Raw genomic sequence first — 20759 nt, 5'->3', positions numbered from 1 at the left:
GCCATGTCGGCGGCCATGATGATGTCCTTGTTGCCGGTCGTGGTGATGAAGATGTCGGCCGTCTCGACGACCTCGTCGAGCGTGGTGACCTGGTAACCGTCCATCGCCGCCTGCAACGCGCAGATCGGGTCGATCTCGGTCACGATGACCCGCGCACCCTGCCCGCGCAACGACTCCGCACAGCCCTTGCCCACATCGCCGTAACCGAACACCACCGCCGTCTTACCGCCGATCAGAACATCGGTGGCACGGTTGATCCCGTCGATCAGGGAGTGCCGGCAGCCGTACTTGTTGTCGAACTTCGACTTCGTGACGGCATCGTTCACATTGATCGCCGGGAAGAGGAGCACGCCGTCACGCTGCATCTCGTACAGACGGTGGACACCGGTGGTGGTCTCCTCGGTCACGCCACGGATCTCCGAGGCGAGCCGGGTCCACTTCTGCGAGCCGTCACTGATGGTGCGGTGCAGCAGTTCGAGGATGACGCGGTGCTCGTCGTTCTCGGCGGTGTCGACGGCAGGGACCTTGCCGTCCTTCTCGTACTCGACACCCTTGTGGACGAGGAGGGTGGCGTCACCGCCGTCGTCCAGGATCATGTTCGGGCCGCCGGTGGGACTGTCCGGCCAGGTCAACGCCTGCTCGGTGCACCACCAGTACTCCTCCAGACTCTCGCCCTTCCAGGCGAACACCGGGACGCCCTGCGGATCATCCACCGTGCCGTCCGGGCCGACCGCGATGGCCGCGGCGGCATGGTCCTGGGTGGAGAAGATGTTGCAGGACGCCCAGCGGACCCGGGCGCCCAGGGCGACCAGAGTCTCGATGAGGACGGCGGTCTGCACGGTCATGTGCAGGGAACCGGTGACACGGGCCCCGGCGAGAGGCTGCGCCTCGGCGTACTCCCTGCGGATCGCCATCAGACCGGGCATCTCGTGCTCGGCGAGAGTGATCTCCTTGCGGCCGAACTCGGCCAGGGAGAGGTCGGCGACCTTGAAGTCCTGTCGGTTGTCGACAGTCGTCATTACGAGCTGCTCCTCGGTGTCGGGTCGAGGGTGGATAGGGCTGGTCTGCGCGGCGGCGGACACAGGGTGCCCGAAGAGGACACAGGCATGCCCGCGTGCGCGCAGCGCAGTCCGTCGGAGGCCCTCTCTCCCTCGGCCGGTCCTCGGTGGGACCGCCCGACCGCCATCAGCAGCGACGTCTGGCTCCGTCCCAAGCTACACCGGTCGCCCCGGCCTGCCCCAGTCCGCCTGCGTACAGATCAAGCCGAAGAGGGTGGTTGGGGCGGGCGGCCCGGGGCGGAGATCCGTATGGGCGGGGACGGAAAAGGGCCCGTCGCTTCGGTTCGCGACGGGCCCCGGTGCGCGGTGCCTGGTGGAGTGGCCGTGGGTCAGTGCTCGGCGGTGGGGGCCGGGCCGCCGGGAGCGGCCTCGTCGTCCGCGCCCTTGGCTGCCTCCGCCTCGCTGTAGATGTCGGGCTCGAGGTAGATGACCCGGGCGATCGGGACGGCCTCGCGGATGCGGGCCTCGGCGGCGTCGATCGCGTTGGCGACCTCGGTGGCGGTTTCGTCGTGCCGGACGGCGATCTTGGCGGCGACCAGCAGTTCCTCGGGACCGAGGTGGAGCGTGCGCATGTGGATGATGCCGGGAACCGTGTCGCCGTCGACGATCGCCGCCTCGATCTTCTTGACGTCCTCCACGCCGGCGGCCTCGCCCAGGAGCAGCGACTTGGTCTCGGCGGCGAGGACGATCGCGATCAGGATGAGCAGGATGCCGATGCAGAGGGTGCCGATGCCGTCCCAGACGCCGTCGCCGGTGAGCAGGGCGAGGCCGACGCCGCCGAGGGCGAGGATCAGGCCGACGAGGGCGCCGAGGTCCTCCAGGAGGACGACCGGCAGCTCGGGGGCCTTGGCGTGGCGGACGAACTCGGTCCAGGACTTCTCGCCGCGCAGGACGTTGGATTCCTTGATGGCGGTCCGGAAGGAGAACGACTCGGCGATGATCGCGAAGACGAGCACGCCGACGGGCCAGTACCAGTTTTCGATCTCGTGCGGGTGCTTGATCTTCTCGTAGCCCTCGTAGAGGGCGAACATGCCGCCGACGGAGAAGAGGACGATGGAGACGAGGAAGGCGTAGATGTAGCGCTCGCGGCCGTAGCCGAAGGGGTGTTGCGGGGTCGCCTCGCGCTTGGCCTTCTTGCCGCCGAGGAGCAGCAGGGCCTGGTTGCCCGAGTCGGCGAGTGAGTGCACGGACTCGGCGAGCATCGACGACGAGTGGCTGAAGAGGAACGCCACGAACTTCGCTACCGCGATCGCGAGGTTGGCGGCGAGTGCCGCCACGATCGCCTTGGTGCCGCCTGACGCGCTCATGTGTCCGGGGTGTCCCTTCGCCTACGCATATGTCTGTGCATGGGCATGGGTACCCACGCTTCCGTCCGTCACCGGCCGGGCTTTGCCCGCCTTTTGCAGGGGGCATTGTTGCAGCCCGGTCCGGCGCCGGTGCGCCAGGCCGTGGATCAGGAAGCGTTCACGCCGCTCAGGCGACCACGGTGGCGCGGAACAGGGTGCCCGGTCCGGACACCTCGGCCTTCTCGTCCGCCGGTACGAAGACGGACCCACCGGGGGCGAGCGTGTGTTCGCCCGCGCGGACGGAACCGGCCGTGCAGAGGAGGATCTGCGGGGTGGCGCGGGTGAGGTCGTGCGGGGCGGTGGCCTCGGGCAGGACGTAGCGGGAGAGGCGGAACTCGTCGATGGGGGTCTCGTAGACCTCCTCGCCGTCGGGGGACGCCTCGGGGCGCAGGACGCCCGGGTCGGTCGCCTCGAAGCGGACGATGCGCAGGAGTTCGGGGACGTCGACGTGCTTGGGGGTCAGGCCGCAGCGCAGGACGTTGTCGGAGTTGGCCATGATCTCGACGCCGAGGCCGTTCAGGTAGGCGTGCGGGATGCCGGCGCCGAGGAACAGGGCTTCGCCGGGCTGGAGGCGTACGTGGTTGAGGAGCATGGCGGCGATGACGCCGGGGTCGCCCGGGTAGTGGTGGGCGATGTCGGCGTACGGGGCGTAGGCGCCGCCGAGGCGGGCGCAGGCGGCCGCGGCCTCGGTGACCGTGTGGGCCATCTCCTCGGGGTCGGCGCCCAGGACGGCGGTCAACACCTCGCGCAGCGCGGCCTCTTCGGGGTGGGCCTGCAGAAGGTCGACGTACGGCTTCAGGGAGTCGACGTCGAGGGCGGCGAGCAGGTCGGCGGCCTGGAGCGGGTCGCGGAAGCCGCAGAGGCCGTCGAACTCCGTCAGGGCGCAGATGAGTTCCGGCTTGTGGTTGGCGTCCTTGTAGTTGCGGTGGCCCGCGTCGATCGGGATGCCGCGCTGCTCCTCGTCCTCGTAACCCTCCCTGGCCTGTTCGAGGTTGGGGTGGACCTGGAGGGAGAGGGGGGCGCCGGCGGCGAGGAGCTTCAGGAGGAACGGGAGCCGGGGGCCGAACTTGGCGACAGTTCGAGTTCCCAACTCACGTTCCGGAGCCTCGTCGATCACCTCGGTGAGGGGTCCGCGCCCGGTGCGCGAGGGTGCGCCGGGGTGGGCTCCCATCCACATCTCCGCCTGTGGCTCACCGGTGGGGGCCACGCCGAGGAGCTGCGGGATGGCTGTGGTCGAACCCCAGGCGTAGGGGCGGACGGTGTTGTCGAGGCGGTCCATGGTGTGTGTTTCTCCGTACGTGGGGAGCCGGCCGGGGCCCGCTCGGGCTCCGGTAAGGATCAGGCTCCCGAAGCGAGCGACAGGTAAACGGCGGCGAAATCCGTGATGGCGATCATCTCCGCGAGGGTTTCCAGGTCGCTGCCTTCCTCGGGTTCCAGCTCGCTGATCGCGGCGTCGTGGCCGAGGGCCAGCTCGCGGGCGGCTGGGACGGCGCTCAGACCACCGGTCGGGCGGTCGCGGACGAGCACCACGCGCGCGTGCAGGACGGGTGCGTCCTCGACGCGGTCGCGGAAGAAGTCGTCGGGGTCGGCGTTCGCGGCCAGCGGGCCGGACAGCAGCACCATGTGCGAGGCGAGGGCCTCCGGGAGCTGGGCGGCGAGGGCGGGGCGGCCCGCCAGCTCGGCGAGCGCGGAGGCGAAACGGCGGCCCACCGGGCCCGCGGCCTGACCCTCGGTCCAGATCAGCGGGAGCGCGTCGGCCAGCTCGGCGGCGAGCGTCTTGGCGGGGTTGCTGTACGTGGCGATGGCCGGGCCGCAGCGCTCGGCGACCTGGTCGAGGCGGTCGGCGACCTTCTGCAGGGCGTCCGGCGGGGCGTCGACCAGGCCGGTGCGGTCCAGCAGCGCGAGCATCGGGGTGAGCAGCGCCCACAGGACTCCGGGAGCGGCAGCGCCGAGGGGCACCTCCTGCTCGTACGGGCCGGTCGCCATCGGTACGAAGAGGCCGTGGGCGCCTTCCACCGCCTCGGCGACGGGGGTGTGGGCCGGGGCGACGGCGACGACCGTGCTGCCTCGGCGGTACGCCTGGTCGACGAGGAGCGAAAGGCCGGGCTCGCTGCCGTCGGCGGTGGCGACCAGAAGGAGGTCGACCGGGCCCGCCCAGCCGGGGAGCTCCCAGCGGAGGGCACCCGCGGCGGGGGCCACGCCGGTGGGGTGGAGGCGGGTGAGGGGGCAGCTCGCGCCCGCGAGGGCGCCGAGCAGGTCGGCGACCCCCTCGGAGGCCATGCCGGGGCCCGCGATCAGGAGGGCGCGGGGACGGCCGTCCGGTTTCAGGGCCGGGATACCGGCCTCGGTGCCGAGCCGGATGGCCGTCCGGACCCGGGCGCCGGCCTCGGCGGCGCCGCGGAGCAGGTCGCGGCGATCCGCCTCCGACAGGGCTTCGGGGGTGTCTAGCAGCGATTCGTCGAGCATGGGCGGCAGTCTCCGATCGCCGGGTGCCCTTTTGCGCCTTTTCACCTGTACGCCGGGTTTCCCGGCTCGTACGGGGTTATGCCTTGCGTGAGAGCTTGATCGCGCGGGTCACGCGGGGCGGCGGGCCTCGTCGACGAGGAGGACGGGGATGCCGTCCCGGATCGGGTAGGCGAGGCCGCAGTCCTGGCTCGTGCAGGCCAGCTCGGTGTCCTCCTCCGTGAGGGGGGCGTGGCACGCCGGGCAGGCGAGGATCTCCAGGAGGCCGGCTTCGAGCGGCATGTCGGGTCCCTTCGGGGGCGGGTTCGTGCGGTGCGGCCTGGTCAGAGTACCGCCGTGCGGGGGTTGGCGCCGGGGTTGGGGCGGGCGTTCGGTGGGCGGGCACCCGACGGCTGGGGCTGGGCGGGGGTGGGTTTCGCTTCCCGGCGCTCGCAGGGTGCCGCTGCACCCACCCGTGCCGCCCCCAGCGACACGACTGCCCGCAGCTACGAACGGCGAGGGGTGGGTGCAGCGCTCCCTCTGCGCCTCAGGCCCTGATGATCCCCAGTACCTCGTCGCGGACCTTCGCCATCGTCGTCTCGTCCCTCGCCTCCGCGTTCAGGCGGAGGAGGGGTTCCGTGTTGGAGGGGCGGACGTTGAACCACCAGTCGGCGGAGGAGACCGTCAGGCCGTCGAGGTCGTCGAGGGTGACGCCCTCCCGGTCCACGTACGCGGAGCGGACCGCGGCCAGGCGGCCCGTCTGGTCGGCGACCGTGGAGTTGATCTCGCCGGAACCGGCGTAGCGGTCGTACTGGGCGACGAGGCCGGAGAGGGGGCCGTCCTGGCCGCCGAGGGCCGCGAGGACGTGGAGGGCGGCCAGCATGCCCGTGTCGGCGTTCCAGAAGTCGGCGAAGTAGTAGTGGGCGGAGTGCTCGCCGCCGAAGATGGCGCCGGCCCTGGCCATCTCGGCCTTGATGAAGGAGTGGCCGACGCGGGTGCGCACCGGCGTGCCGCCGTTCTCGCGCACCACCTCCGGGACGGACCAGGAGGTGATCAGGTTGTGGATGACCGTGCCCTTGCCGCCGTGCCTGGCGAGCTCGCGGGAGGCGACCAGAGCGGTGATCGCGGAGGGTGAGACGGGGTTGCCCTGCCCGTCGACGACGAAGCAGCGGTCGGCGTCGCCGTCGAAGGCGATGCCGAGGTCGGCGTCCTCCTCGCGGACACGCTTCTGGAGGTCGACGATGTTCGCCGGGTCGAGAGGGTTGGCCTCGTGGTTCGGGAAGGTGCCGTCCAGCTCGAAGTACATGGGGACCAGGTCCAGCGGCAGGCCGGCGAAGACCGTCGGGACGGTGTGGCCGCCCATGCCGTTGCCCGCGTCGACGACGACCTTCAGGGGTCGGATGGAGGTCAGGTCGACAAGGCCGCGCAGGTGCGCCGCGTAATCCTCCAACGTGTCCCGCTGCGTGATCGTTCCCGGTGTGGCGGCCGACGCCGGCGCACCCGACTCGCTCCAGGCCTCGACCAGTTCGCGGATCTCGACGAGGCCGGTGTCCTGGCCGACGGGCGCGGCACCCGCGCGGCACATCTTGATGCCGTTGTACTGGGCGGGGTTGTGGGAGGCCGTGAACATCGCGCCGGGCAGGTTCAGCGCGCCCGACGCGTAGTACAGCTGGTCCGTCGAACAGAGGCCGATCTCGGTCACGTTCACCCCGAGCGCCGCCGCCCCGCGCGCGAAGGCACGCGACAGGCCGGGCGAGGAGGGCCGCATGTCGTGGCCGGTCACGATGGCGTTTGCACCGGTCACCTGTACGAAGGCTGCCCCGAAGAGCTCGGCCAGGGTCTCGTCCCACTGGTCCGGGACCACCCCGCGTACGTCGTACGCCTTCACGATCGTCGACAGATCAGCAGCCACGGCCAAACCTCCTGAAGTCCTCACCGGTCCCCCAAACTACCCGCCCGAGCCGACAGTCGGCTGTGTGACCTCCCAGGACAGCCCCGGCCCGGCGGGAGTGCCTCATGGAAGCATCCATTCCAGTACGGGCGTGCTCTGCCCCACCACGATCAGGCACATCACCAGCAACAGCCCCAGGCTCCACGGCAGCACCTTGCGCAACAGGTCGCCCTCGCGCCCGGCGAGGCCGACGGCGGCGCAGGCGATGGTCAGGTTCTGCGGGGAGATCATCTTGCCGAGGACCCCGCCGGAGCTGTTGGCGGCGGCGAGCAGTTCCGGCGACAGGCCCGACTCTCGGGCCGCGCTCACCTGGAGGGCGCCGAACAGCGCGTTGGCGGAGGTGTCCGAGCCGGAGACCGCTACGCCGAACCAGCCGAGCACGGGCGACAGGAAGGCGAGTCCGGCGCCGGCCGCCGCCACGAAGTGGCCGATGGTGGCGGCCTGTCCGGAGAGGTTCATGACGTGGGCGAGGGCGAGGACGGACGTCACGGTGAGGATCGCGAACCGCAGTTCATGGACCGTGGCGGCCCATTCCCTGACGGCCACGCGCGCGTGGACACCCAGCACGAGGGCGGTGCACAACCCGGCCAGCAGCACCAGCGTGCCGCCGGTGGACACGATCGGCCAGATGAAGACGTTGCCCCCTACGGGGTCGCCGTCCGGGTTCGCGACGTCGAGGAAGGGCCAGTCGTACGTCTGTGTCGTCCCGGCCAGCCACTCCTTCACCACGGGGATCTGGGCGACGGAGAAGATCGCGACGATCAGCGCGTACGGGGCGTAGGCGCGCAGGACTTCGCCCGGCGGGTCCTCCTCGTCGAGGTCCTCGCTGCGCGCACCGGTCAGTACGGCGGCGCGTACGGGCTCGGCGGCCGGCCGACGCGCCTGGGGTACGGCGACGAGGGCGGCCGCGCCGAGCAAGGCGGCGCCGATGTCGGCGAGTTGCGCGGAGATGTAGTTGGAGGCGATGAACTGGCCCACCGCGAAGGCGAACCCGCACGCCAGGGCGGGGACCCAGGTCTCGCGCAGCCCGCGCCGCCCGTCGACGAGCCAGACCAAAACCAGGGGCACCACGAGGGCGAGCAGCGGTGTCTGGCGGCCGACCACGGACGCGACGGTGTCCAGGGGCAGTTCGGTGACCTGGGCGAGGGTGACGACCGGTGTGCCCATGGCACCGAAGGCGACGGGGCGGTGTTGGCGACCAAAGCGACCACGGCGGCCTTCACCGGTTCGAAGCCGAGCGCGACGAGCATGACGGAGCAGATGGCGACCGGCGCGCCGAAGCCGGCGAGGGCTTCCAGGAGCGCGCCGAAGCAGAAAGCGACGACGAGCGCCTGGATGCGCGGGTCGTCGGAGAGCCGCCCGAAGGAGCGGCGCAGGATGTCGAAGTGCCGGGTGTGGACGGTCATCCGGTACACCCACAGGGCGTTGACGACGATCCACATGATCGGGAAGAGGCCGAACGCGGCCCCCTGGGTGGCGCTGGAGAGCGTCTGGCCGAGCGGCATCGAATAGGCGAGCCAGGCGACCAGAACGGCCGCCAGAAGGCCGATCAGCCCCGCCAGATGCGCTTTGAGGCGCACGCCGCCGAGCAGGACCAGGACGATGACGAGGGGCAAGGTCGCGACGAGGGCGGACAGGCCGAGCGAGCCGGCCACGGGTTCCAGTTGCTGGACGTACACGGGAGCCTCCCCGATTCCGCGATGCGGAAAGCGGTTTCTCACGGCACGGGCACCCGGAATGATCGCGTCCACGCCGGCGCGGCGTCAACAGCCGTGCACCACTGAGCGAAACGGTGCGAACGGAAAGAGCCACGACGGAAACGAGGAGCGAAACCGGCCGCGGAGAGCGGGAGAAGGGCCACGGAGGTTGGGGAGAACAACGGCTACGGGTGCACGCCAACAGCCCCGCGCAGGGCGTCAGTTGTCGGGCGAACGCAGCACCCGGAGATGGCCGCGACGGGCGACCTCCATCGGGTCCGCCGTACGCGCGCCACCACCGGTCTCCGCGGCGCGCCGCTGGGGGCGGGCCGCCTCGCGCACGGCGTTGGCAAGCGCTTCCAGATCGTCACCGCTGGGGCGCGCGGGGGCCGAGGCGTCCAGCAGCCGTACGACCTCCCAGCCTCGCGGCGCGGTGAGGCGCTCGGAGTGCTCGGCGCACAGGTCGTAGCAGTGGGGTTCGGCATAGGTGGCGAGGGGGCCGAGGACCGCGGTCGAGTCGGCGTAGACGTACGTCAGCGTCGCGACGGCGGGGCGGCCGCAAGCGGTGCGCGAACAGCGACGTACAGGGCTCACGACGTTGGACGGTACCGCACTCTTGAGCGGGCCGCGACGACTCTCCACCAGGTCACTCCACCGTGTCGTGCTGTGAAACGCCCCACACGCCTCTCCGAACCCACCGCGTTGACCTGCGGGTAACCGCCCGTCCGGGATGTGGAACGGGCTTGGGTCCGGTCAATTTTCGGTGTAAACCATGCCGATTGACGCGAGTTCGCCGGTCTCGGAGAGATATGGAATCGAGCCCAACCTTGGCTGGAATGGTCATCCGGCGACATGCCGTACGACCCCTCGGGGCGCCGTCGTGCGGCGAGCCGGTTGGACGGGCCAGGTCAGCGGTGTCGGGTCGGTGGGTGCGGCCGGGGGTGTGGAGCCGGGCGGGCGGACCTCGTGGGGACTACGCTTCACAGGTGATGGACAACCTCGTACCGCCCCGCGCCGCCTCCGCACCTGGGCCCCGCCGCCGAGATCGGCACGGCAGGGGGATGCGCGGGCCCATCGCGCCGCCGCAGGTGCCGCTCTCGGCGAGTCGGGCGGACATGTTCGCGGATCTTGTGCGGGACTCCGTGGAGCGGCTGGAGCGGCGGTTGCCGCAGCTGGCGGACATCGACTTCCTCGTGCTGGAGGTGCCGCGGCTCGACGGGCCCGTGGACGGGGCGTGGAACGACGAGGCGGTGCCGCTCGGGGGGACCGTGGCGGCTCGGGAGGGACGGCCGGCTCGGGTCGTGGTCTATCGGCGGCCGGTGGAGATTCGCACCAAGGGGCGCGACGAGCGGGCAGCGCTGGTGCATGAGGTCGTGGTGGAGCAGGTGGCCGAGTTGCTGGGGCTCAATCCGGAGAATGTGGATCCTCGGTACGGGGAGGACTGACGCCGAGGGGTGCGCCCGGGGATGGTCTTCGCCCCCGCCGCCCCTACCCATTCCCATCCCCAGGTGCTGCTGCCCCTTTGACCCCGCTTGGGTGCGTTTGCTGGCTGCGGGTGCGTGGGGGCTTGTCGCGCCGTCCCCCGCGCCCCTGAAAAGCAACGGTGCGGGGAACTGCGCGAGCGACCACGATCCGCCCGTAGCCGCCGCACGACCCCGTCCACTCGAGTTCTCCCTCGAAGGAACTACCTCTGCAGGATCGACAGGTCCTGTTCCGCCTCCGGTACCGCCACCGTGCCTCGGTCGTCGGGGAGGGTTTGGATGGTGAAGGCCGGGAGGGTGTCGAGCTTGGATTCCAGGGTGCGGGAGGCGTAGACGGGGCCGCCGGAGGTGGGTTCGACGGTGAGGGCGTAGGTGCCCTTGAGGCCGGCCGGGGCGGGCATGTCGATGTTCTGGGTGGTGCCGGCCTTGATCGTGAAGGTTTTCGTCGTGGGCTCGCCGCCGCCGCTGCCGACGGACGCGGTGACCTTGACCTTGGCCGCGCCGGTGGGGGCCGTGAGCGCGAGGGTGGTGCCCTTGGCACGGTTGTCGGCGACCGTGGCGCGCGCGCCGACCGGGCGGGTGGCCGGGATGAAGGCCGTCTCCCGGTTGTCTCCCTTGCCACGGACGACACGGAGGGCGGCCACCACCGGGACCGACTGGTCGGTGGGGGTAAGGAGGAGGGACCCTTCCTCGCCGCGTGTGATGTCGCCCAGGTCGGCGGAGGCGGTCATACCCACCTTGACATGCAGTGTCTCGTTGCCGGCCGGGGTGATCGGGCCGTTGGGCGAGGCGAGGCGGAGCTTCAGGTCGGCGTCGGTCTCGCCGGGGGTGAAGGCGACGAGGGTCACGGAGGTGGCGTCCTTCGGGATGCCGGGGAGGACCAGGCTGCCGGCCGGGTCGGCCGCGGCGGCGAGCCAGTCGCCGCCCAGCTTGTCGTCGAGGGCCTGGACCGCGGCGGCCACCCGGCCGCTGCGGACGCTGACGTGGACCGTGAGGTCGGCCTCCTTCGCCGTGGCGAGCGTCGACAGCAGGACCGGCTCGCTGGAGCGGGGCTGGACCGTGATGCCGTCCCCCACCGTCGACTTCAGGGCGCCGTCCTTGCCGTAGAGCTCGATGTCGACGACGGCCGCCGAGTCGTCCGGGTTGACGAGGTGGACGTAGTCGGTGCGGCCCGCGGCCGTACTGGCGCCCGGGAACCAGAACTCCGTGTCCGGGGCGGTGCAGTTGACGCCGAGCAGGCCGCGGCCGGTGCCGGCGGCTACCTCGGTGGTCTCCTGGACCGTCCAGCCGGGCGCGAACTTCCCTTCGGCCGTGCCGATCAACGCGGGCGAGTCGCCGCCGTCGGTGCTGCCGGTGGCGGGCTTGCCGGGCTCCTTGGCCTCGACGACCGGCTTGGCGGCTTTGTCCTTGTCGCCCTTGGCGTCCTTGTCGTCCTTGGCGGGGTCTGTCGACTCCCCGCCCGCCGCGACGAGTTCGGCGCTGCCTTCGCCGCCGGTGCCCGCGGTGACGGGGGTGAAGGAGGTGTACGCCGTCTCCGCGATGTCCGAGGTGCTCGGCTGGGGGCAGAGCAGACTCGTCCGCTGCACGGGCAGTTGGGCGGCGGCTTTGGTGGTGGTGTCGCCACCCGAGGCGTCGGGCGTGGTGAGCACCGCGAAGCCGGTGACGGCGGCGAGGGCGGTCGTGCCGGCGATCAGGGACAGGGTCGTGCGGTTCACTGCTGGCTCCCGTCGGGGCGCTCACTGTCGGCGCCGGTGCCGTGCGACGGGTCGTACGTCGCATCGTAGCCCTGGGTGTACGTCTGGTCGTACGAGGCCGTGTTGTCCCCGTAGGAGGCGTATGGGTCGTACTGGCCGCCCTGGTAGGGGTCGGCCTGATAGTGCTGCTGGTCGTACTGGCCCGCCGGGTACTGCTGGACGCCCTGGTACTGCTGGCCGTACTCGGCGCCCGCGTCCACAGGGTTCGCGGCATCCCTCCCCCAGGCTCGAACATCCTCGCCCGGGGGGACCCCCATGCCGTACGCCTGCTGCTGCGGGACGGGGGCTGCGACCGGGACCTCTTCGGCAGGAGAAGCCAGGTCGGGGTCGGCGGACTGTTCGGCCTCGGCCTCCGCCTGGGCGCGCAGGCGGCGGGCGCGGCGGCCGTCTCCGGTGAGGTCCTGGGCGGGCACGGCGACGGGCTGCTCGTCGGGAAGGTCGTCGTCGACGTCCCGACGGCGGCCGGGCAGGGCGAGGACCACGAGGACGACGGCGAGCGACCCCTGGGCCCACAGCCAGCCGGTGTGGCTCACCGGGGCGTCGAAGGTGACGTCCAACTTGCCGCCGTCGACGGGCAGTTGGAAGCCCTGGGCCCAGCCGTCGACCGTGGTCGGGGTGAGCGGCTTGCCGTCGAGGGTGGCGGTCCAGGACTCGTCGGCGGTGTCGGCGAGGCGCAGGACGCGGCCCGAGCCGCCGGCCGGGATGGTGGTGTGCACGTCGACGGGGCCTGCGGCGACGGCCTTCGGGTCGCCTGAGGAGGCCTCGATGGTGACGCGGGCCACCTGGCGGTCCACCCGCCACAGGGCGCTGCCGTCCTGCTGGCTGAGGCGGCTCAGGCCGGGCGTGGCGTCCAGGACGCGGCTGACCTCGCGGGGCGCGCCCGGGCGGACGAGGACGTAGCGCACGGCGAAGCCGCCGAGTTCGTCGGTCTGGTCGGCGCCGGAGCCCGCGACGAGGTTGGCGACGACCTTGTCGAGCTGCTCGTTCTTCCCCGCGGCGGCGGTGAGTTCGGCGTCGCCGAGGCGGACGCCGGAGCCGCGGACCAGCGTGTAGCCGACCCTGGCGGTGGAGTCGCTGTCGAGGACCAGGGTGCGGGCCTGGTCGCGGGTGCCGCTCTCCTCGGCGACGAACGCGGGCACCTGCACGGGGTCGCGGCGCTCCAGGGGGCCGTCGGCGCCGCCGATTACCCATCCGGCGGCGGCCAGCAGCGGGCCGACGGCGGCGGCGAGTGCGATGAGTACGGCCACCGGCTGCCGCCAGCCGAAGCTCTGCTCGGCCACGCGGAAGCGTGCCCCGTCGGCGCCCAGGGTGGCGGCGGCGAGGAGGGCGATGCCGTAGACGAGGGTCGCGGGGCCGGCCCAGGTGGAGCCGTTGGAGAGGACCGCGAGGACCAGGGCCACCAGGGCGGCCGTCCAGGCGGTCCGGATTGCCGGCCGGCGTTCCGAGCGCAGCAGGGCGGCCAGTGCGGCCAGGACGACGCCGATGAGTGTCAGCCCGCCGACCGTGCCCGGCCCGCCGGGGCTGATGCCGAGCAGATCGGTCGCCGATGCCGTGCTGCCGCCGTACTCCAGACCGGCCTCCTCGAAGAAGCCGAACGGCAGCAGCGTCAGCGACCAGGGGGCGAGGATCAGCAGCGGGGTGCCCAGCTGCGCGAGGAAGCGCAGGCCGTAAGCGGTGATCTCGCGACGGCGCACGACGAGCAGCCCGAGGCCGAGGAGCAGCGCGACGGGCCACACGATCGGGGTGAACGCGGTGGTGATCGCGAGCAGCAGCGCGTACGCCCAGGTGGCACGCCAGCTGCCGCGCGCCCCCGTGCGGTTGGTGAGGCCGCCGGCCGCGGCGCCCGCGCGGGCGATGAGGGGCAGCAGGATCGCCAGGACGGCGGTGCCGAGGCGGCCGGTCGCGAGCGCGCCGGTGACGGCGGGCAGGAAGGCGTACACGACGGCCGCCCAGGCGCGCAGCAGCCGGGACTGGACCAGGGAGCGCGAGGCGAAGTACGCGGTGAAGCCGGCCAGCGGCACGGACGCCACGAGGAGCACGGTGACCGCGAGTCCGGTGGAGCCGAACAGCAGGGAGGCGAGCATGGCCACGATCGCCAGGTACGGCGGCGCGGCCTCGGCGCCGCCGGCGCCGACCGGGTGCCAGCCGTCCAGGTAGCGCGACCACAGCTCGGCGGAGTCGGCGGGCGCGGGCAGCAGGGTGCCGCCCGCGAGCGCGCCGCCGCCGAGCAGTTCACGGCAGGCGATGAGCGAGGCGAGCAGCAGGAGCGCGAAGAGCACGGGCCCGGGCGCACGCGCGATGCGCTTGAGCCGGGCGAACTGCTCGACCTGCAGGAAGTCGGCGTCGTCGTCCCCGGGCCCCGATTCGACCGCGCCGCCGTGGCGTCCGGCCGGGGAGGACTCGGCGTCGGAGCTGCCGAAGAGATCGCCCGCGACCTGTTCGACGGTGGCCCGGACGGTCGCGCCGGGCGGCGGGAACAGCGGGCGCAGCTCGCCCTTGTCCAGCTGCGAACGGCCTCGTCTGCGCCGTCCGGCGATGATCCGTTCGGGCCTCAGCAGCACGCTCAGCAGACCGCGGATCTCGTCGACGGCCTGTCCGGGGACCTTGCCGACGAGGTACGCGACGGTCCTGAGCAGGGTGCCGAGGACGATGCGCACCAGCACCCAGGGCAGCTGTGCCGTACGGGAGTTGACGAGAAGCGTGTAGATCGCGCCCGCCTTGTCGACCATGTGCGGCGAGGCGGCGCTGCGGCCCACGCAGTCGACGGTGCGGCGCTCCCGGGCGGACGCCTCGGCGTGCCGTACGACGGCTTCGGGGGCGACGAGGACGCGGTGCCCGGCGGTGGTGGCGCGCCAGCACAGGTCGACGTCGTCACGCATGAGGGGCAGACGGCGGTCGAAGCCGCCCAGTTCGTCGAAGACGTCGCGGCGGATCAGCATGCCGGCGGTGGACACGGCGAGGCTGGGCTTGACGTGGTCGTGCTGGCCCTGGTCCTGCTCGCGGCGGTCCAGGCCGGTCCAGCGGCGGCCGGAGGCGGCGATGGTGACGCCGACCTCCAGGAGCTGACGGCGGTCGTACCAGCCGCGCAGTTTGGGGCCGACGACGGCGACGTCGTCCCGGCCCAGCTCCCGTTCGTTCTCCACGACCCGCAGCAGCTGGGCGAGGGCGTCGGGCTCGGGGGCACAGTCGTCGTGCAGCAGCCACAGCCACTGGACCGGCTCCCCGTGGGGGAGCTCCGGCAGGTCGTACGCGTCGTCGCGCCAGCTGCGGGTGACCGGGTCCCAGCCGCTGGGGCGCCTGAGGTAGGCCAGGTCGTCCTGGGTGAGGACGCCGGCGGTGCGGTTGGCCTCCTCGACGGCCTGGCCGAAACCGGTCCGTCGGGCGAGGTGCAGGACGCGGTCCGCGCCGAGGGCGTCGGAGAGGAGCCGGGCGGAGTCGTCCGCGCTGCCGGTGTCGGCCGCCATGGCGCTCTGCACGGGGCGCTCCTGGCCGAGCAGCCCGGCGAGCGCGTCGGGCAGCCAGCGGGCGCCGTCGTGCGCGACGAGGACCGCGGTCACCACATGACGTGGGAACTCAGGAGTGGCAGCGTCTTGGTGAGCTGCGGTGTGGCTGTGCACGGACATCGAGGTACGGGCCCCGGTTCGATGGACTGCGGTGGACGTCTGTGTCCGGCGGGGACAGCGGGACGTCTCGGACGAGGGCCCACACTAACGGCTGAGCAGCAGAGCGGCCCGCCGCCTGTGGACAACCACCTGCGACGGGCCGTGCATGTTCGGTTGTTCCTGTTCGACTGTTCCGGGACGGGTCAGATGGCTGCCTTCTTGAGGCGGCGGCGCTCGCGCTCCGACAGGCCGCCCCAGATACCGAACCGCTCGTCGTTGGCGAGGGCGTACTCAAGGCATTCGGAGCGGACCTCGCACGCGAGGCAGACCTTCTTGGCCTCGCGGGTCGAGCCGCCCTTCTCGGGGAAGAAGGACTCGGGATCGGTCTGGGCGCACAGCGCGCGCTCCTGCCAGCCGAGTTCCTCGTCCGCGTCGTCGACCAGCAGTTGCTGCACGAGCTCGGTCATGTGCGCCCCTCGTCCGTCTTTCGCGTCCCCGTCGTGCGGCCGTTACCGATTTCGGCTGAACGACACGAGTGAAATTACAAGTGTGCTGCTACGGGCGAGTCAAGCCGAGATCTGCTATTGAGCCCCTTATTCACTCTGCGGAACCAAGGCTATGCGGAAAGTGTTCAAATCGGCATAAACCTTGACAGGGGCCTGACGGCAGGCGGGAGTTCCGGATGGGGTTCTCCCTCCCCTACGGGAAAGGACGCCCAGGAGTTCGATCTCGTTCCGGCTCGTTCGAGCCGACTCGCTCCGGGTGCGCCCCGACCCTCCACGCGCGCGCCGACGGCTTGCCCGGTTGGACGCCATGTCTCCCCGAGACCCCGAGCACAAACCTTTCACCGCGCGGATGCACCGGAAGAGGTGAACCGGCATCCACATACCGGACGTGAAGTTGACAGCGAAGGTGTGAACCGCTGTCCTTGTGGGCATGCTCGCGAACTTGGCACTCACCTCGACCCGCTCCGCCGGGTCCCTCGGTGCTGCTCGCTGTCGCTGTAGCTGTTGCTGTCGCTGTTCCAGCTGTTGAGCCTTACGCGCTCCGGCTGCCACTGAGCCCGTCGTGGCTAGGCCGCTGATCCCATTCGCCCGGAAACCGGGCACACGCCCCGTTCCGTGACCCGCGCGGACGGTACGCGACACCCAGCCCTCCCCCACGCACTCTCCGTCGAGGACCTCCCCACTTCATGAACAGCGACAGCGACCTCCAGATCGCCGGCGACCTTCTCGAAGTACCGCACCTCCTTCAGGCGCCGCGCCAAAACCCGGTCACCGTGGCCGAGTTCGCCGGACTGGCCCGTTCCCTCGCCGACGACCGCTCCCGGTGGGAGCACCTCGTCGAGTACGACGCGACGACGCGCTGGTACCACCGGCTGCTGACCGGGCCCGGGTACGAGGTGTGGCTCCTGTCCTGGGTGCCGGGTCAGGGCACCGGGCTGCACGACCACGGGGGCTCCTCCGGCGTACTCACCGTGCTCGACGGCACGCTGACCGAGCGCACCGACCGGGGCACGCGCGTGCTCCGCGCGGGCGCGCAGCGGGTGTTCGCGCCGGGTTACGCGCACGAGGTCGTCAACGACACGCTGGAACCGGCCATCAGCCTGCACGTCTACTACCCCGGCCTGACGGACATGCCGATGCACACGAAGGCGTGCGCGGCGGAGGCGGCGACCGTCACTGCCTGACCCCGACCGCCGGGACAGTCGACCGGGACCGCGTGAAACCGGCCGTGGTCGCGGCCCGGCGGCCCGTTGTCGTACCCGCCTGCGAGACTGCTCCCATGCGCATTGTGGTTCTGGCAGGCGGCATCGGTGGTGCCCGGTTCCTGCGCGGTCTGAAGCGGGCCGTGCCGGACGCGGACATCACGGTCATCGGCAACACCGGGGACGACATCCATCTCTTCGGGCTGAAGGTCTGCCCGGACCTCGACACGGTGATGTACACCCTCGGCGACGGCATCAACGAGGAGCAGGGCTGGGGCCGGGCCGACGAGACCTTCCACCTCAAGGAGGAGCTCGCGGCGTACGGCGTCGGGCCCGAGTGGTTCGGGCTCGGCGACCGGGACTTCGCCACGCACATCGTGCGGACGCAGATGATCGGCGCCGGGTATCCGCTGAGCGCGGTCACCGAGGCGCTGTGCGACCGGTGGAAGCCGGGTGTGCGGCTCATCCCGATGACGGACGACCGCGTCGAGACCCATGTCGCCGTCGAGCAGGACGGCGAGCGCAGGGCGATCCACTTCCAGGAGTACTGGGTGCGGCTGCGGGCCTCCGTGCCGGCCGAGGCGATCGTGCCGGTCGGCGCCGAGCAGGCGAAGCCGGCGCCGGGGGTCCTGGAGGCCATCGCCGAGGCGGACGTGATCCTCTTCCCGCCGTCCAACCCCGTCGTCTCCGTCGGCACCATCCTCGCCGTGCCCGGCATCCGGGAGGCGATCGCCGAGGCCGGGGTGCCGGTCGTCGGCCTCTCCCCCATCGTCGGCGACGCGCCCGTGCGCGGTATGGCCGACAAGGTCCTCGCCGCCGTCGGCGTCGAGTCCACGGCCGCGGCCGTCGCCGAGCACTACGGCTCCGGGCTGCTCGACGGCTGGCTCGTCGACACCGTCGACGCGGGCGTCGTCGAGCGCGTCGGGACCGCCGGGATACGGTGCCGTGCCGTGCCGCTGATGATGACCGACCTGGACGCGACGGCGGCGATGGCGCGCGAGGCGCTGGTGCTTGCGGAGGAGGTGCGGGGAGCGTGAGCGGGGAGATCTCGACAGACGTGCCGCCCGGTACCGGCTACCGGGTCTGGGCCCTGGCCGGCATTCCCGAGGTGCAGAAGGGGGACGATCTCGCGAAGCTCGTCGCCGCGGCCGAGCCGGGGCTGGTCGACGGGGACGTGTTGCTCGTCACGTCGAAGATCGTGTCCAAGGCGGAGGGACGGGTCGTCGAGGCGGTCGACCGGGAGGCCGCGATCGACGCCGAGACCGTGCGGGTGGTGGCGCGGCGCGGGGCGCTGCGGATCGTGGAGAACCGGCAGGGGCTCGTGATGGCCGCCGCCGGGGTCGACGCCTCCAACACTCCTCCGGGGACCGTGCTGTTGCTGCCCGAGGACCCCGACGCCTCCGCGCGGGCGATCCGGGACGGCATCAGGGACGCGCTCGGGGCCGAGGTCGGCGTCCTCGTCACCGACACGTTCGGGCGACCCTGGCGCAGCGGGCTGACGGACGTCGCCATCGGGGCGGCCGGCGTGCGGGTCCTCGACGACCTGCGGGGCGGCACCGACGCGCACGGCAATCCGCTCAGCGCGACCGTCGTCGCCACCGCCGACGAGCTGGCCGCCGCCGGTGACCTGGTGAAGGGCAAGGCCGCCGGGCTTCCCGTCGCCGTCGTACGAGGGCTGGGGCATGTCGTGGCCGAGGACGACGGCGAGGGGACGCGGGCGCTGGTCCGGGGAGCGCGGGACGACATGTTCCGGCTCGGCACCTCCGAGGCCGTACGACTGGCGGTGACCCAGCGGCGTACCGTACGGGCGTTCACGGACGAGCCGGTCGACCCCGGGGCGGTACGGCGGGCCGTGGCCGCCGCGGTGACCGCGCCGGCGCCGCATCACACGACGCCGTGGCGGTTCGTGCTGCTGGAGTCCGAGGAGTCGCGGGTGCGGCTGCTCGACGCCATGCGGGACGCGTGGATCGCGGACCTGCGGCGGGACGGCAAGAGCGAGGAGTCCATCGCGAAGCGGGTGCGGCGCGGGGATGTGCTGCGCGACGCGCCGTATCTGGTGGTGCCGTGTCTCGTGATGGACGGGTCCCACACGTACGGGGACGCGCGGCGGGATGCCGCCGAGCGGGAGATGTTCGTCGTCGCCGCCGGGGCCGGGGTGCAGAACTTCCTCGTCGCGCTGGCCGGGGAGCGGCTGGGGTCCGCGTGGGTGTCCTCGACGATGTTCTGCCGGGATGTCGTGCGGGGGGTGCTGGGGCTGCCGGAGGGGTGGGATCCGATGGGGGCGGTTGCTGTGGGGCACGCGGCGGTCATGCCTGCGGCTCGCGCCGAGCGGGAGGCTTCGTCGTTCATCGAGGTTCGGTGACGTCGGGGCTGGGTCGGGGCGCCCACGGTCGGGGTGGATCGGGTTCGGTGGGCGGGCGCGGGTTCGTTGTGGCTGATCGCGCCCACGTTGCGGAGCCGCAAATCGATACAGCTCCGCGCCCCTGAAGGCGTTGCGGGCCCCTAGGCTCATAAGGCGTCGTCCTCGCAAGGCAGCGCTCTCGCAAAGCATCGCTCGCACAAGGCACCGCATCACCACCTAGGACCTCCTCGTGGCCGGACGTTTTGTTCAGCGGCCCACTCGTACGACTGTGCGGGGTGGGGATGTCGTCGTGCCCGGTGGGGTGCCTCGGCAGGGGGGTGCCGCAGGGCGGCGGCGGGCTTGGACTCCGGAAGGGCCGCTCGATCTGGGGCTGGTGCTGGGGCCGCTTCGGCGCGGGCCCGGGGATCCGACCTTCCGGGCGATGCCGGACGGGTCCGTGTGGCGGGCCAGTCGTACGCCGGTGGGGGCCGGGACTCTGCGGGTCGCGATGCGGGGTGGGGTCGTCGAGGCAGAGGCGTGGGGGCCCGGAGGCGAGTGGCTGCTCGACCGGTTGCCTTCGATGCTCGGGGCGTCGGACGAGCCCGACGTCTTCGTGCCTCGGCATCGGGTCGTGGCGACGGCCTGGCGGCGGCGGCCGGGGTTGCGGCTGACGCGGACCGGGCTGGTCCTGGAGTCGTTGATTCCGTCGGTGCTGGAACAGAAGGTCACGACGGACGAGGCGTACCGGGCGTGGCGGTTGCTCGTACGACAGTTCGGGGAGCCGGCGCCGGGGCCCGCGCCTGGGCGGATGTGTGTGATGCCGGGGGCGCGGGAGTGGGCGCTGATTCCGTCCTGGGAGTGGCATCGGGCCGGGGTCGACGACAAGCGGGCGTCGACGATTCTGCGGGCGGTTCGGGTGGCGGGGCGGCTGGAGGAGGCCGTGGGGATGTCGCCGGTCGATGCGCAGGCGCGGCTGGAGTTGGTGCCGGGGATCGGGCCGTGGACCTCGGCGGAGACCGTCCAGCGGAGTCATGGGGCGGCGGACGCGGTGACCGTGGGGGATCTGCATCTGCCGGGGATCGTGGGGTTCGCGTTGGCGGGGGATCGGGATGCGGATGACTCCGTGATGTTGGCGTTGTTGGAGCCGTATGAGGGGCAGCGGCATCGGGCGGCCCGATTGATTCTGCTGTCGGGTCGGGTGCCGGCTCGGCGGGCGCCGCGGATGCCTCGCGGGGATATCGGGCGGTTGTAGGTCGCCCCCGCCGCCCCTACCCGTCCCATCCACGTCCCATCCTCCAGGGGCTGCGCCTTCGCCCCCCCCCCAGCCGCGGATCCGTCGTGGTTACTCGCGCGGTTCCCCGCGCCCCTGCTTTCAGGGG

The 20759-nt window shown here is 72.0% G+C and carries 15 protein-coding genes and 1 pseudogene; 5 read left to right on the top strand and 11 right to left on the bottom strand.

Annotation, left to right across the window (positions count from 1 at the left end):
* The 8 genes and pseudogenes from ACFU53_RS36175 to ACFU53_RS36140 all read right to left on the bottom strand — a co-directional run.
* Positions 1 to 1019 (bottom strand): adenosylhomocysteinase (locus tag ACFU53_RS36175; protein WP_384002379.1); only part of this gene is annotated, 1019 nt, incomplete at its 3' end.
* 368 nt (positions 1020 to 1387) lie between these two features.
* Positions 1388 to 2365 (bottom strand): cation diffusion facilitator family transporter, encoded by a 978-nt coding sequence (locus ACFU53_RS36170; RefSeq protein ID WP_384002376.1) that lies wholly within the window; start codon positions 2363 to 2365, stop codon positions 1388 to 1390.
* A 166-nt stretch (positions 2366 to 2531) separates the two neighbouring features.
* On the bottom strand, positions 2532 to 3683 hold the full coding sequence (gene manA, locus ACFU53_RS36165) for a mannose-6-phosphate isomerase, class I (protein WP_384002373.1): 1152 nt from the start codon (positions 3681 to 3683) through the stop codon (positions 2532 to 2534).
* A 59-nt stretch (positions 3684 to 3742) separates the two neighbouring features.
* Positions 3743 to 4870: an SIS domain-containing protein gene (locus tag ACFU53_RS36160; protein ID WP_384002370.1), complete on the bottom strand. Its 1128-nt coding sequence runs from the start codon at positions 4868 to 4870 to the stop codon at positions 3743 to 3745.
* A gap of 108 nt (positions 4871 to 4978) precedes the next feature.
* Complete coding sequence (locus ACFU53_RS36155; RefSeq protein WP_200307918.1) at positions 4979 to 5149, bottom strand: Trm112 family protein; 171 nt, start codon at positions 5147 to 5149, stop codon at positions 4979 to 4981.
* A gap of 244 nt (positions 5150 to 5393) precedes the next feature.
* The gene (locus ACFU53_RS36150) at positions 5394 to 6758 is read right to left on the bottom strand and encodes a phosphomannomutase/phosphoglucomutase (RefSeq protein ID WP_384002366.1); all 1365 of its coding nucleotides are present in this window, start codon (positions 6756 to 6758) and stop codon (positions 5394 to 5396) included.
* A gap of 102 nt (positions 6759 to 6860) precedes the next feature.
* Positions 6861 to 8476 (bottom strand): annotated as a pseudogene (locus ACFU53_RS36145) (L-lactate permease).
* A 237-nt stretch (positions 8477 to 8713) separates the two neighbouring features.
* Entirely contained in the window at positions 8714 to 9136 is a 423-nt protein-coding gene (locus tag ACFU53_RS36140; RefSeq protein ID WP_384002363.1) for a DUF3499 domain-containing protein, read from the bottom strand.
* 347 nt (positions 9137 to 9483) lie between these two features.
* Here ACFU53_RS36140 and ACFU53_RS36135 point away from each other — a divergent pair, with 347 nt between their 5' ends.
* Positions 9484 to 9939: a metallopeptidase family protein gene (locus ACFU53_RS36135; RefSeq protein WP_384002383.1), complete on the top strand. Its 456-nt coding sequence runs from the start codon at positions 9484 to 9486 to the stop codon at positions 9937 to 9939.
* A 239-nt stretch (positions 9940 to 10178) separates the two neighbouring features.
* Here ACFU53_RS36135 and ACFU53_RS36130 read toward each other — a convergent pair whose 3' ends face one another.
* From ACFU53_RS36130 to ACFU53_RS36120, 3 genes are all read right to left on the bottom strand, one after another.
* The gene (locus ACFU53_RS36130; protein ID WP_384002360.1) at positions 10179 to 11690 is read right to left on the bottom strand and encodes a DUF5719 family protein; all 1512 of its coding nucleotides are present in this window, start codon (positions 11688 to 11690) and stop codon (positions 10179 to 10181) included.
* On the bottom strand, positions 11687 to 15352 hold the full coding sequence (locus ACFU53_RS36125) for a glycosyltransferase (protein WP_384002357.1): 3666 nt from the start codon (positions 15350 to 15352) through the stop codon (positions 11687 to 11689). Before ACFU53_RS36125 ends, ACFU53_RS36130 begins: the two co-directional genes overlap by 4 nt.
* 182 nt (positions 15353 to 15534) lie before the next feature.
* On the bottom strand, positions 15535 to 15798 hold the full coding sequence (locus tag ACFU53_RS36120; RefSeq protein ID WP_010986447.1) for a WhiB family transcriptional regulator: 264 nt from the start codon (positions 15796 to 15798) through the stop codon (positions 15535 to 15537).
* Between the two features lie 725 nt (positions 15799 to 16523).
* Between ACFU53_RS36120 and ACFU53_RS36115 the strand changes: the two genes are divergently transcribed.
* The 4 genes from ACFU53_RS36115 to ACFU53_RS36100 all read left to right on the top strand — a co-directional run bounded on the left by ACFU53_RS36115 (position 16524) and on the right by ACFU53_RS36100 (position 20632).
* A complete protein-coding gene (locus ACFU53_RS36115) occupies positions 16524 to 17021 on the top strand; it encodes a cysteine dioxygenase (RefSeq protein ID WP_384002353.1) in 498 nt (165 codons plus the stop codon).
* A gap of 95 nt (positions 17022 to 17116) precedes the next feature.
* A complete protein-coding gene (gene cofD / locus ACFU53_RS36110) occupies positions 17117 to 18076 on the top strand; it encodes a 2-phospho-L-lactate transferase (protein ID WP_384002350.1) in 960 nt (319 codons plus the stop codon).
* Positions 18073 to 19401: a coenzyme F420-0:L-glutamate ligase gene (locus ACFU53_RS36105; RefSeq protein ID WP_384002347.1), complete on the top strand. Its 1329-nt coding sequence runs from the start codon at positions 18073 to 18075 to the stop codon at positions 19399 to 19401. The genes cofD and ACFU53_RS36105 overlap by 4 nt, the downstream gene beginning before the upstream one ends.
* Positions 19402 to 19630: 229 nt before the next feature.
* On the top strand, positions 19631 to 20632 hold the full coding sequence (locus ACFU53_RS36100; protein ID WP_384002343.1) for a DNA-3-methyladenine glycosylase family protein: 1002 nt from the start codon (positions 19631 to 19633) through the stop codon (positions 20630 to 20632).
* The last annotated feature ends 127 nt before the right edge of the window (positions 20633 to 20759 follow it).

This window comes from Streptomyces sp. NPDC057474 (assembly GCF_042802555.1).
Classification (GTDB): domain Bacteria; phylum Actinomycetota; class Actinomycetes; order Streptomycetales; family Streptomycetaceae; genus Streptomyces.
The sequence above is the reverse complement of the archived record's forward strand: the minus strand, read 5'-3'. Positions and strand labels throughout refer to the sequence as shown.

Coding starts and splice junctions, on each gene's coding strand:
- ACFU53_RS36115 (WP_384002353.1), top strand. CDS start 16,524: ATGAACAGCGACAGCGACCTCCAGATCGCCGGCGACCTTCTCGAAGTA.
- ACFU53_RS36170 (WP_384002376.1), bottom strand. CDS start 2,365: ATGAGCGCGTCAGGCGGCACCAAGGCGATCGTGGCGGCACTCGCCGCC.
- ACFU53_RS36160 (WP_384002370.1), bottom strand. CDS start 4,870: ATGCTCGACGAATCGCTGCTAGACACCCCCGAAGCCCTGTCGGAGGCG.
- ACFU53_RS36120 (WP_010986447.1), bottom strand. CDS start 15,798: ATGACCGAGCTCGTGCAGCAACTGCTGGTCGACGACGCGGACGAGGAA.
- ACFU53_RS36125 (WP_384002357.1), bottom strand. CDS start 15,352: ATGTCCGTGCACAGCCACACCGCAGCTCACCAAGACGCTGCCACTCCT.
- cofD (WP_384002350.1), top strand. CDS start 17,117: ATGCGCATTGTGGTTCTGGCAGGCGGCATCGGTGGTGCCCGGTTCCTG.
- manA (WP_384002373.1), bottom strand. CDS start 3,683: ATGGACCGCCTCGACAACACCGTCCGCCCCTACGCCTGGGGTTCGACC.
- ACFU53_RS36135 (WP_384002383.1), top strand. CDS start 9,484: ATGGACAACCTCGTACCGCCCCGCGCCGCCTCCGCACCTGGGCCCCGC.
- ACFU53_RS36155 (WP_200307918.1), bottom strand. CDS start 5,149: ATGCCGCTCGAAGCCGGCCTCCTGGAGATCCTCGCCTGCCCGGCGTGC.